Raw genomic sequence first — 12,025 nt, 5'->3', positions numbered from 1 at the left:
TCATTACACCGGCATGCTCATGATGTCCTTGTAGGCGGACAGGAGTTTGTTGCGGACCTGCAGGGTCGTCTCGAAGCCCACCGACGCCTGCTGGCGAGTCAGCATCACCGCCGCGATGTCCGTGGTCTCGCCGCGCTCATAGGCAGCGGTCGCGTCGCTCGACTGGGTCTGCAGCTTGTTCACGCCCTCGATGGCGCTGCGCATGGCGTCCGCGAAATCGGCGCCACCCGCAGGGCTGCTGGCGGGCGCGCCGCCGGTCGCGGCACCGGCGGCGCTTTTCGCGGCGTCCTGGATCGCGGAGTTACGCTGGAGAATGCTCTGGCGCAGGGCCAGCACGCTATCGACGGAAAGTCCCGACATGATGATGCCTCCTGCGCTCAGCTGGCCAGCGCGAGGTCACGCATTTCAGCGAGACGGTAGCGCAGGGTACGTTCGGAAATGCCAAGGATGCGCGCCGCGCGGGCGCGATGCCCGCCGGTATCGCGCAGAGCGAGGCGAATGGCGTCCATCGCCGAGGCGCGGGCAACATCCTGAAGACGAGCGCGGGCCGGCAGCGGCGCGGGCTCGGCCGGAACGGGCGCGGGCATGGCGTTGCCGGCAAGGCTGAGATCGCTCACGTCGATCTGGTCGCCTTCCCGCAGCACGATGGCCCGCTGCAGGACATTGCCCAACTCACGGGCATTGCCCGGCCAACTGTGCGCGGCGAGATGCCCCAGGGCAGCGGGCGTCGGCCAGGCAAAGCCGGACTGGCCGCCCTGATGACGCAGCAGAAACGAAGCGGTGATCGCCGGAATGTCACCCGGACGGCTTGCGAGCGCGCTCAGGTGCAGCGGCATCACGTTGAGCCGCCAGTAAAGGTCCGCACGGAACCGACCGGCGTCGGCTTCCGCCGAAAGATCGCGGTTGCAGGCGGCCACGACGCGCACATCGACCGGGACCGGATGCGTCGCGCCGACGGGAAGCACTTCGCCTTCCTGCAGCGCGCGCAGCAGCTTGGCCTGCAAAGCCAGCGGCAGTTCGGCGATCTCGTCGAGGAACAGCGTGCCGCCATTGGCAGCGAGGAACAGGCCGTCGGACGACGCGCCAGCACCGGTGAAGCTGCCCTTCTTGTGACCGAAGAGCATGGCTTCCATCATGGTTTCCGGCAGCGCCGCGCAATTGACGGCGATGAAATCCTTGTCGGCGCGCGGGCTCATATCATGAAGGAAGCGTGCAATGCCCTCCTTGCCTGTGCCGGTCTCGCCCTGAACGAGCACCGTCGCATCGCTGGCGGCGATCCGCTGGGCGAGGCGCATCAGCATGGCGCTGCTCTCATCACCCACCGCCGGCATCCGCGCCGGGCGGAGCAGTTCGGCGATCAGGGCAAAGGCCATCGCCTTGTCCTGCGCACCGAAGGCAATGCGGGCGGGGAAGCCATTGGAGGCGGGCATGAAGCGCGGCGCGCCCTCGCGCCACTCGATCAGCAGGTCACGACATGTGGCATCGGCAATTTCCTCGGCGAGGAGAATGCGCTGGATCGATTTACCACGCGGCGTGTCCGCGCCTACCGTTCGTACAGAAAAGCAGGCAGTATCGAGCCACGCGTCCAGATCCGGCAACAGCCGCTGTACGCGCTGACTCATGTCGACATGCAACATGCGTAAGCCCCCGTTTTGGTCCAGTCCGGGCTCTTGCGAGCCACCCCCGTCTTGCCCGTTAAAAGTGATAAAAAATGCTTAGCATTCGGTTAACGACGGCGAACCATTGCCGCAGTGCGGCAGGATTTTGCCGACCGTCTGAAGGCGCGAAAATCATGTCGCGCATGACGTGCAGAGCTCCACTTTCCCTCTCGACGAACCCTGCCCGGCGCGCTTTGTTGCAAAATATATCGTTTTATTTCATAATATTAATCGGCGTCTCGGGGAAATTTGAGACGGTCACCTAAAGCTCCTGAGGCCTTATCCGTTCTGTGGTTTCGAGGCCGCCACCGCCAAAGGGCAGCGACCCTCAGTGAAGCGGGAAAGGAAACCACATGACTGTTATTGCATCCAACGTGTCCGCGATTCGGGCCCAGAATGCCTCGGCCGCTGCGAATCAGGGCCTGTCGCAGGCCATGGAGCGCCTGTCCTCCGGCAAGCGCATCAACACCGCGAAGGACGACGCCGCCGGCCTCGCCATCGCCACCAAGATGACCGCCGAAGTCCGTGGCCTCGCTGCCGCACGCCGCAACGCCAATGATGGCCTCTCGCTGGCGCAGACCGCTGAAGGCGCGCTGGGCGACATCTCCAACATGCTGGTCCGCATGAAGGAACTGGCTGTGCAGGCGAAGAACGGCACCAACGACACCGCCGCTCGTGACAATCTGCAGGCGGAAGTCACCGCGCTGACCGACCAGATCGCTAAGGTGCAGGGTCAGGAGTTCAACGGCGTGGCGCTGTTCAGCGCGACGGCCACCTCGATCCAGGTCGGCACCGGCTCGACCGACACTGTCTCGGTTGACACCTCGACCGTAACGACGGCGCTCACCGCGCTCGCCACCGCCGCACCGAACATCGGCGGCGCCGGCACGACGATCGGTGCAGCGATGACCGCCATCGACACCGCGATCGAAGCGGTTGCTACCGGCCGTGCCAATCTGGGTGCCACGCAGAGCCGCCTCGAATCGGCTGCCAGCAACCTGACCACCACGATCACCAACCTGTCCGACGCCCGTTCGCGGATCGAAGACGCCGACTTCTCCGAGGAATCGACGGCGCTCGCCAAGAACCAGATCCTCAGCCAGGCCTCCACGGCGATGCTCGCTCAGGCGAACCAGAGCCAGCAGGGCGTGCTCAGCCTGCTCCGCTAAGGGCAGCACCTAAGATCGGACGGCGAGGGTACTGGTCCACACTCGCCGGCCCGGTTGACCCCCGGCACCATAGAGTCCCCATCGTGCCGGGGGTCAGCATCCCCAACAGGGAATATGGAAACCCTCCGCTCCCCCGGGCGGAGGGTTTCTTCTATTGTAGGCGAGCGGGGCGCCAGCCCCCGGCGGATGATCAAGGGGCCTGATCAAACAGCCATCTGTAGTGAGCCGTCAGGCCGATGCGTATGCGGAGGTGTAGGGGCGGGCCGCAAGGGGACGGCCAGCCATGGCCCCTTCCATTGCACCACCACTCCGTTCGCTTCGAGCGAAGTCGAGAAGCATTGCGCACGACGTGTCTGCGGCATAGTTGCCCGCCCTGCCGGTAGTCGAAGGGCTCGACACGAACGAGAGGTTAGGCGACGTGGACAATTCCGAGGTTGGGAAAACAGTGGCGGTTCCGCTCTGGTCCAGCACGTGGACTGCCAAGGCCCCACCTCCGTTCGTCCTGAGTAGCTGCTGAGCCTGTCGAAGCGGCGTATCGAAGGACCGCGCCACCCATCCGGGCAGAGCGCTATTCCTCCGTGGTAATCAACACCGCTTCGCCGACCACCAGAAAGAGCAGGAACGGCGCCCAGGCCGCCAGCATCGGGGGGTACACCCCCAGATTGCCCATCGAGAGCGCGAAATTGTCGGCCACGAAGAAGGCGAAGCCCAGCGCCATGCCGATCACCGCGCGCACGAACAGCTTGCCCGATCGCGCAATACCAAAAGCGGCAACCGAGCCCAGCAACGGCATGAGCAATGCCGACAAGGGCCCGCTGATCTTGTGCCAGAGCGACCCTTCGAGCGATGCCACGGGGCGCCCCGCCTCGCGCAAGGTATCGATCGCCTCGCTCAGGTCGGCAAAGGACATGGCATCGGGATCGACCGAAGACAGCGTGAACTGGTCCGGCGTGACCCCCTTGCCGACCACCATCCGGTCGACATGTCGGCTGACCCCGCGCACGACATCGAACACGCGGATATCCTCAAGCAGCCAGCCATCCGGGGTAAAGCGCCCGTGCTTGGCATAGACGATCGAGATCAGGGCATTGTTATGCCGGTCATAGACGTTCACATCCTGCAGCCGCACGGCGTTGCCGCGACCAGTGATCGTCCCGGCCCGGATGAGGTCATCCTCGTGCCGCACCCAGACGTTGCCCTTGACCCCCGGGTCCGAGGGGATGGGACCGAACTTGGCGGCCTCCCAGGCGGTGAGCGTCGCGGTGGCGCGCACCACTACCCGCTCGTTGAACACATAGCTGATCGCCGCCACGGCAAGACTGGCCAATATGAGCGGCGCGAGAATCTGGTGGGCCGAGAGCCCGCCCGACTTCATCGCCACCACCTCGCTATTGGCATTGAGCGTCGCCAGCGTGATCAGCGTGCCGAGCAGCACCGAAAAGGGCAGGAAGCGGGAGATGATCTGCGGCGCACGCAGGCTGACATATTGCCACAGCTGCGCATCGCCATTGCCGGGATAGGCCAGCACCTTGCCGGCCTCGCTCAGCAGATCGAGCATCTGCAGGATCAGCACCAGCATCGCCAGCATCGCCAGGCAACGCAGCAGGAAGGTCTTGCCCAGATACAGCGCCAGCGCGCGGGAAGGGAAGAAGTTGAGCAGCATGGCCTATCCCCGATGTGCCTTGCGGTAACGCCGGTCGCCGAACCATTTGAGCAGCGACTTGAACAGGCCGAGCAGCTTGGCGAACTGACGATCCAGCGCACCGATGGGCTGGCCGCCGGGCACATAGGCGGTCTGATAATAGAGCCAGGCGATGATCCCGGCGAAAATGAGGAACGGGCCCCACAGGCCCAGGAACGGATCGATCCGGCCCAGTGCGCCCAGCGACTGCATCGTCTGGTTGATCTTGTGATAGGTGACGATGAAGACGATCGACAGGAAGACGCCGAGCGCGGAGGTCGAGCGTTTCGGCGGGATCGCGAAGGCAATCGCCGCGAGCGGCAGCAGCATCATCATCGCCACTTCCACGACGCGGAAATTGAAGTTTGACCAAGCCTGCGCCCGGCCCAGCGCCGTATCGCGGGTGAGGCCGGCGCGGAACAGCTCCGGCAGGCTCAGCTCCACATCGCCATCGCCGCGCGTACGGAACTCCTCGATCTTCGGCAGCGAGATCGGCAGATCGTGGTTGGAGAAGGAGAGGATGCGCGGCTCGGTGAAGCTCGGAGAATTATGCACCAGCACGCCATCTGTGAGGCGCATGATGATCGTATCGGGGTCGTCGGTCGCCAGGAACTGGCCGCGCGCCGCCGTGACCGCCAGCGACTGGCCGCCGTCGCTATCCATGCGCGCGAAGATGCCGCTCAGCTTCTTGCCTTCGTCCTCGCTCTCCTCGATTCGGATGGTGATGCCATCGCCCAGCTTGGTGAACTCGCCGACCTTGATGGAGGCGCCCAATGCGCCCGAGCGCAGCTCGAACCGCAGCCGCTCATAGGCATATTTACTGTCCGGCTGGATGAAGCCAACGATGGTCAGGTTCAGGATCGCCAGCGCAATGGCATACATATACGGCACTTTGAGCAGTTTCGTATAGGAGAGGCCGACGCCGCGCAGAATATCCAGCTCGGAGGACAGAGCCAGCTTGCGGAACGCCAGCAGGATGCCGAGCATGAGGCCGATGGGAATGCCAAGGCCAAGATATTCGGGCAGGAGATTGGCGAGCATCCGCCACACCACGCTCACCGGACCGCCCTCGGTCGCGACGAAGACGAACAGCCGCTGCATCCGGTCCAGCACCAGAAGCATCGCCGCAACGATGAGGCTTGCGAAAAGCGGGACCGCGATCAGCCTCGCCATGTAGCGGTCCAGAGCGGTCAGCATGAGAGTCCGCAGGTTCCTTGAGCCGGTTCAGGTGGCCCGGCCGGAAGGTCCGGACACGGCAAGGCCGTAAGCGGGATGCGCCCGCGCCGCAACCTTAGAGTGTGTGAACGCCCGCAAGATCATAGCGCCGCGCGTCAGCCGGAGCCGCGAAGGCGCCCGGTCGTGCGACCAGCGGGCGGTTTGACCGGGCCCTCACACAGGCCCGGCCGGTCGATCAGCTAGCGATGGCGCCCGTCATCCGGCCCGCCGTCGCAAACATCTCGAGAATCTGGCCGACCTGCTCGCTCGAATGCTCGGCACAGAGCGAGCAGCGCAGCAGGAAGGTGCCGGCCGGTGTCGCGGGCGGACGGGCCATGTTCACATACAGCCCCAGCTCCAGCAGCGCCTGCCACATCGCCACGGCCTGCGTCTGGTCGGTAAGGATGACGGCGATGATCGCCGATTGCGGCGTCTTGGTGCCGAGCGTGAAGCCGAGATCAATCAGCCCCTTGTGCAGGCGGCGGCTGTTCTCCCACAGATGCGCGCGCTTCTCGCTGGCGTGCATCAGCTTGCGGATCGAGGTCGCGGCGGTGGCGACGACGCTCGGCGGCAGCGAGGCGGTGAACACATAAGGCCGGCAAACGAGGCGCATCACATCGAACTTGGGATGATCCGAGACGCAGAAGCCGCCGACCGTGCCGACCGATTTGGAGAAGGTGCCGACGACGAAATCGATCTCCTTCTCGACGCCCTGCTCCTCATAGACGCCACGGCCATTGGGGCCGAAGAAGCCCATGCCATGCGCCTCATCGACGAGGATCATGCAATTGGGGTGCTTGCGGATTGCGGCAACCATGTCCGGCAGCGGCGCGACGTCGCCGAGCATCGAATAGACACCTTCCAGCACGACCAGCTTGAGCGCATCGGCCGGCAGGCGCCCGAGGCGCTTGTCCAGATCCTCCACGCTGTTGTGGCGGAAGCGCACGATCTCGGCATTGCCGAGTGCGCAGCCATCATAGATGCTGGCATGGCTGTCGGCATCCAGCACGATATAATCGCCCTTGCCGGCCAGCGTGGAGATCATTCCGAGATTGGCCTGATAGCCGGTCGAGAACACCATGGCATGCTTGGTGCCGTAGAAGTCCTTGAGCGCATCCTCGCAGGCCTTGTGGGTCTGGTAGGTGCCGTTGAGCACGCGGCTGCCGGTCGTGCCCGATCCGAACTCGTCGAGCGCCTTCTTGCCCGCCGCCACCACATCCGGGTCGAAGGTCATGCCCATATAATTATAGGTGCCGAGCAGGATCGTCTCCTTGCCCTTGATCACCGCAAGCGTGGGCGACTTCACTTCGTCCATCACGATGGCGAAGGGATCGCGCACGCCGGTCGCCAGCAGCGCCTCGCGCTCGGCGATCAGGGGATCGAACTTGGAGAACAGGTCCTTGTCGGCCTCCGCCACGCGCATGGTGGTTTCCGCCCCGTCGATCACGCTCGCCATGGCTTCAGCCCTCCGCCTTCAGCTTCATCACCGCATCTACCAGCTGGCCGACCGTCTCGATCTCCGCCTGCATGTTCATGGTGATGATGATCTCGAACTCGTCCTCGATGGCGGCGACGAAATCCATGACGGTGAGGCTGTCCCACTCCAGGTCGCCGGCGAAGGTGGTGCTGTCACTCAAGGCGACGCCCTTCTTGTTGAAGGGTTCGATCTGCGCTGCAATCTGCGCGTAGACGTCCTGACGGTCCGACATGGCTGCGACTTTCTTTCCGTAATAGCCCGATAAGGCCCTGTTGCGAGCCGAATGCCCGCTTCGCCCTGCCTATGGCAAGCGAATAAGGCGGGATTCGGGCATCAGCGCGGCAGCAGGCCCTTGTCGCGATAGGCCTGCGCGGTCATGGCAAGACCCGCCTCGGTGGCGATGGCCGGGCGCCAGAGATCGCCCGGCGGATGCAGCGCCGCCTTCGACACCCAGTCGGCATGGCAGAAATAAGCGGCGCGGTCGGGCGTCAGCCGCGCCTTGTCGCCGCGCAGCAGCCGGTCGATGCGGGCGCCGAGGCGGACCAGGGCGGACGGCATGGACATGGTTCGCACCGAGGCACGCCCCACGGCGCGGCCAATGGCACGAGCGAAATCGACATGGCTCCAGCCCTCGGGCGTGCCATCGTCCACCTCATAGATTTTGCCCTGCGTCTCGCCGCACTGCCGAGCGCCGAGCCGCACCAGCAGCTCCGCCAGATCATCGACATGGATCGCCGAGAGGCGCCCGCCCGGCGGCAGCAGCACGAAGCCGCGCGTCGCCATCTGGAACAGCTCCAGCAGCTCGGCATCACCCGGACCGTAGATCGCGGGCGGGCGGATCATCGTCCAGTCGAGCCCGCTTGCCTGCACATGGCGCTCGGCTTCCGCCTTCGACCATCCGTAATCGGAGAGCCCCGGCTCGCGCGCCGCGAGGCTGGAGACATGGACGAGCCGCACCACGCCCGCACGCTGCATGGCGGCGATCACGGCAGCGGTGCCGGTGGCATTGCCCGCCTCGAACCCGGCACGGGTCGGTGCATTGACTACGCCGGCAATGTGGATGACGGCATCCGCGCCGGCGACCAGCGCATCCAGCGCGGCGGCATCCTCCAGCGAGCCGGCAATCCAGCTTACGCCCTCGCGCGGCGGCTGGGGACGGCGGGTCAGCGCGCGCACGGCATGGCCGGCGGCCAGCGCCTTCTCCACCGTCGCCTTGCCGACAAAGCCGGTGGCGCCGGTGAGGGCAAGGGTGCTCAGAGCAGCACCATATAGCTGCGGTGGACCATCGCGGCGCGCGGGGTGCCGCCCAGCAGGCCGGCAACCTCAGCGCTGCGCTTGCCGATGATCCGCTCGGCATCCTGGCTGTCATATTGCGCGAGGCCGCGCGCGATCACCGCGCCATCCGGCCCGACGATGTCGATCACGTCGCCGCGCGCATAGACGCCGCTCGTCCCGGTGACACCGGCCGGCAGCAGGCTGCGGCCCTTGCGCAGGGCTTCGCTCGCGCCGGCATCGACGCTGAGCTTGCCTTTGACGGTGAGGCGCCCGGCCAGCCAGCCCTTGCGCCCGCCGCGTTTGGCCGAGGCGCGGAACAATGTGCCGCGTCCGCTGCTCTGCCAGTGGCCCAGCGGCGCATCGACCCGGCCGGAGATGATCGCCAGATGCGCACCGGCGCCGGTCGCGATCTGCGCGGCTTGCAACTTGGAGATCATGCCACCCGATCCCATGCCCGAGGCGCTGTTGCCATCGCCCATGGCCAGCACGGCGGCGTCGATCTTCTCGACCAGCGGGATCAATGTGGCATCGGGATTGCTGTGGGGGTTCGCCGTGTAGAGCCCGTCGATATCGGAAAGCAGCACCACTGCATCCGCGCCTGCCGCTTGGCCGATGCGCGCGGCCAGCCGGTCATTGTCGCCAAAGCGGATTTCCTCGGTGGCGACGCTGTCATTCTCATTGACCACCGGCACCACGCCGAGGCCCGCGAGCCGGTCCAGCGTGGCGGAGGCATTGAGATAGCGGCGGCGATCCTCAAGGTCGCCCAGCGTCACCAGCATCTGCGCGGCGGGAATATCGTGCCCGGCAAGCAGGTCGGCCCAGACCTGACTGAGCGCGATCTGGCCGACGGCGGCCGCAGCCTGCGCATCCTCCAGCGTCGCACGACCGCCCTTGGCGAGGCCCAGACGGCGCGCGCCGAGCGCGATGGCGCCGGAGGACACGACGATGATCTCCTGCCCATCGGCGCGGCGGGCCGCGATCTCGTCGACAAGGCTGGTGAGCCAGTCGCGCCGCACGGAGCCGTCCGGGGCGACGAGCAGCGCCGAGCCGACCTTGATGACGATGCGCCGAATGGCGGCGGGCGGGAAACCGGTGAGGGCGTCAGTCATGATGGGTATCCCCAACGCACTCTTCTCTCATGCCCAGAACAAACCCACCGTTCGTGTCGAGCGAAGTCGAGACACGCGAGGACAGTGCCAGCCGTGTCTCGACTTCGCTCGACACGAACGGCGCGGGGGACAGGGGAAAAGCCCCTCCTCTTCAGAGGAGGGGTTGGGGTGGTGCTGAACGATGGGGCGTGAGCGCCGCGCAGTCGACACCGGCGCATCATCACCCCCGCCCCCTCCTCTAAAGAGGAGGGGAGATACATCCTCAAATGGGGGACCATGGCTTGTCCTCCACCTCACCTTCCTGCGCGGCCTTCTCCTCGGCCTCGGCGCGGTGAACCTCGCCCAGCATGGGCAGCACGGCATCGAGCAGCGCCTCCATGCCCTCGCCGGTCGCGCCGGAGATGATGAAGGCCTTGCCCGCGCCGGCCTTCTTCAGGTCCTTGGCGACATCTTCCATCAGCTCCTGCCCAAGCAGATCGCCCTTGTTGAGCGCGAGAAGCTGTGGCTTGTCCTCCAGCCCCTCGCCATAATTCTCCAGTTCGGTCTGCACGATGCGCCAGGCCTCGACCGGATCGTCCCCGGTCGCGTCGATAAGGTGGATGAGCACCCGGCAGCGCTCGATATGCCCGAGGAAGCGGTCGCCAATGCCTGCGCCTTCCGAGGCGCCCTCGATCAGCCCCGGAATATCGGCCAGCACGAATTCGCGCCCCTTGTGCAGCACCACGCCGAGCTGCGGCTTGGTCGTCGTGAAGGGATAGGCGCCGACCTTGGCCTTGGTGTTGGTCACCTGATTGATGAAGGTCGACTTGCCGGCGTTCGGTAGCCCCACCAGCCCCACATCGGCCAGCAGCTTGAGGCGCAGCCACACCCAGCGCTCCTCGCCGGGCCAGCCAGTGCCATGCTGACGCGGCGCGCGATTCGTGCTGGTCTTGAAGCTGGCATTGCCGCGGCCACCATCGCCGCCGCGCAGCAGGACGATCCGCTGGCCGGGCTCGGTAAAGTCGGCCAGCACCTCGCTATAGCCTTCTTCATCCGGCTCGGAGATGACCTGCGTGCCCACCGGCACCTTGATGACGAGATCATCGCCGCCCGCACCGGTGCGGTCGCCACCCTCGCCATGGCCGCCGCGCGGCGCCTTGAAATGCTGGGTGTAGCGGAAGTCGATGAGCGTGTTGAGGCCGGGCACCGCCTCGAAGATGATGTCGCCACCCTTGCCGCCGTTGCCGCCATTGGGGCCGCCATATTGAATATATTTCTCGCGCCGGAAGCTGACCGCTCCCGGCCCGCCCGCACCCGAGCGAATGAAAATCTTGGCCTGATCTAGGAAATGCATCGGCCGCCCATAAGGCCTTTGCCCGCAAAGGTGAAGCGCGGCCTCATACGGGCCCGCCTTCCCATGCTTCCATTTCTCCGGCGAGGCGTTACCTCAGCCGGGTTCGACTGGTGAAAGGCACGCGCGTGACCGTCATAGCAGCACGGCGATATCGCAATGGCGAGGTTGTGGGGGATGTCGACATCCACTGCCCCCGCCATGACCGGCTGCCGGCAGGCGAGTTCGTCTGGATCGGCCTGCATGAGCCGGATGCCGAAGAACTGGCCCAGGTCGGCACCTGTTTCGGCCTTCACCCGCTCGCGCAGGAAGACGCGCGCAAGGGCAAGCAATTGCCCAAGCTTGAGCTGTATGGTGACCAGCTCTTCCTGATCCTGCGCACGGCGCATCTGGAAGGCGACCTCATCGGCTATGGGGAGACCTCCGTCTTTCTCGGCGCGGACTTCATCGTCACCGTGCGCCACGGTTCGGCGCGGGCGCATTCGGAGCTGCGCGCGCGGCTGGAAAGCGCACCAGCCGCCCTGGCCCACGGCCCGGATTATGTGCTGCACGCGATCATGGACTTCATCGTGGATGGCTATTTTCCGGTCGTCGATGCGCTGGAGGAACAGGTGCTGGCGATGGAAGCCGCCGCCGGCGAGGCCTTCCTCGACTCAGACCAGATCCGCCAGATTTTCGCGACCCGCCGGGAGATCGTCCGCTTCCAGCGCATCCTCGGGGTGATGAGCGACGTTGCCGGGCGCATGGTCAATCATGTCCAGCCGAACATCGATGAGAACATGCTGCCCTATTTCCGCGACGTGCTGGATCATGTCCGGCGGGTCGAATATCGCGTCGCCGGGCTGCGCGACTATCTGACCTCCGTCGCGGAAACGAGCAGCCTTCTGGAGCAGCGCCGACAGGGCGACATCACCCGGATGCTGGCGGCTTGGGCCGCGATCCTCGCCGTGCCCACCGCCATTGCCGGCATCTACGGCATGAACTTCAGCAACATGCCCGAATTGCAGTGGCGCTACGGCTATTTCATCGTGCTGGGCGGCATCGCGATCATCTGCGCGCTGCTATATCGGCGCTTCCGCAACCTCGGCTGGCTGTGAGCGGTCCATGGCCG

At 65.6% G+C, this 12,025-nt stretch carries 11 protein-coding genes; 2 read left to right on the top strand and 9 right to left on the bottom strand.

Annotated elements, in window-relative coordinates; all coding sequences use genetic code 11:
• Nucleotides 1–3: 3 nt before the first annotated feature.
• On the bottom strand, nt 4–360 hold the full coding sequence (fliE, locus tag M2336_RS04430) for a flagellar hook-basal body complex protein FliE (RefSeq protein WP_181560903.1): 357 nt from the start codon (nt 358–360) through the stop codon (nt 4–6).
• 17 nt (nt 361–377) lie between these two features.
• Nucleotides 378–1,637: a sigma-54 interaction domain-containing protein gene (locus tag M2336_RS04425; protein WP_264574123.1), complete on the bottom strand. Its 1,260-nt coding sequence runs from the start codon at nt 1,635–1,637 to the stop codon at nt 378–380.
• A 374-nt stretch (nt 1,638–2,011) separates the two neighbouring features.
• Between M2336_RS04425 and M2336_RS04420 the strand changes: the two genes are divergently transcribed.
• Entirely contained in the window at nt 2,012–2,827 is an 816-nt protein-coding gene (locus tag M2336_RS04420; protein ID WP_181560905.1) for a flagellin, read from the top strand.
• A gap of 568 nt (nt 2,828–3,395) precedes the next feature.
• On the opposite strand, the gene lptG is transcribed toward M2336_RS04420, so the two are convergent.
• The 7 genes from lptG to obgE form a co-directional block, all read right to left on the bottom strand.
• Nucleotides 3,396–4,490 (bottom strand): LPS export ABC transporter permease LptG, encoded by a 1,095-nt coding sequence (lptG, locus tag M2336_RS04415; protein ID WP_264574122.1) that lies wholly within the window; start codon nt 4,488–4,490, stop codon nt 3,396–3,398.
• Nucleotides 4,491–4,493: 3 nt separating this feature from the next.
• On the bottom strand, nt 4,494–5,705 hold the full coding sequence (locus tag M2336_RS04410) for an LptF/LptG family permease (protein ID WP_181560907.1): 1,212 nt from the start codon (nt 5,703–5,705) through the stop codon (nt 4,494–4,496).
• Between the two features lie 214 nt (nt 5,706–5,919).
• Entirely contained in the window at nt 5,920–7,179 is a 1,260-nt protein-coding gene (spt, locus tag M2336_RS04405) for a serine palmitoyltransferase (protein ID WP_264574121.1), read from the bottom strand.
• Between the two features lie 4 nt (nt 7,180–7,183).
• Nucleotides 7,184–7,432 (bottom strand): acyl carrier protein, encoded by a 249-nt coding sequence (locus M2336_RS04400; protein WP_181560908.1) that lies wholly within the window; start codon nt 7,430–7,432, stop codon nt 7,184–7,186.
• Nucleotides 7,433–7,533: 101 nt separating this feature from the next.
• Nucleotides 7,534–8,457: an NAD-dependent epimerase/dehydratase family protein gene (locus tag M2336_RS04395; RefSeq protein ID WP_264574958.1), complete on the bottom strand. Its 924-nt coding sequence runs from the start codon at nt 8,455–8,457 to the stop codon at nt 7,534–7,536.
• Nucleotides 8,454–9,584: a glutamate 5-kinase gene (proB, locus tag M2336_RS04390; protein ID WP_264574120.1), complete on the bottom strand. Its 1,131-nt coding sequence runs from the start codon at nt 9,582–9,584 to the stop codon at nt 8,454–8,456. Before proB ends, M2336_RS04395 begins: the two co-directional genes overlap by 4 nt.
• 262 nt (nt 9,585–9,846) lie before the next feature.
• The gene (gene obgE / locus M2336_RS04385; protein WP_181560910.1) at nt 9,847–10,917 is read right to left on the bottom strand and encodes a GTPase ObgE; all 1,071 of its coding nucleotides are present in this window, start codon (nt 10,915–10,917) and stop codon (nt 9,847–9,849) included.
• A 125-nt stretch (nt 10,918–11,042) separates the two neighbouring features.
• Between obgE and M2336_RS04380 the strand changes: the two genes are divergently transcribed.
• Nucleotides 11,043–12,011 (top strand): magnesium and cobalt transport protein CorA, encoded by a 969-nt coding sequence (locus M2336_RS04380; RefSeq protein ID WP_264592579.1) that lies wholly within the window; start codon nt 11,043–11,045, stop codon nt 12,009–12,011.
• Nucleotides 12,012–12,025 lie beyond the last annotated feature (14 nt).

Source organism: Sphingobium sp. B1D7B (genome assembly GCF_025961965.1).
Classification (GTDB): Bacteria; Pseudomonadota; Alphaproteobacteria; order Sphingomonadales; family Sphingomonadaceae; genus Sphingobium.
Note: the sequence above shows the minus strand (reverse complement) of the source record. Positions and strands in the feature narration are given on the sequence as shown.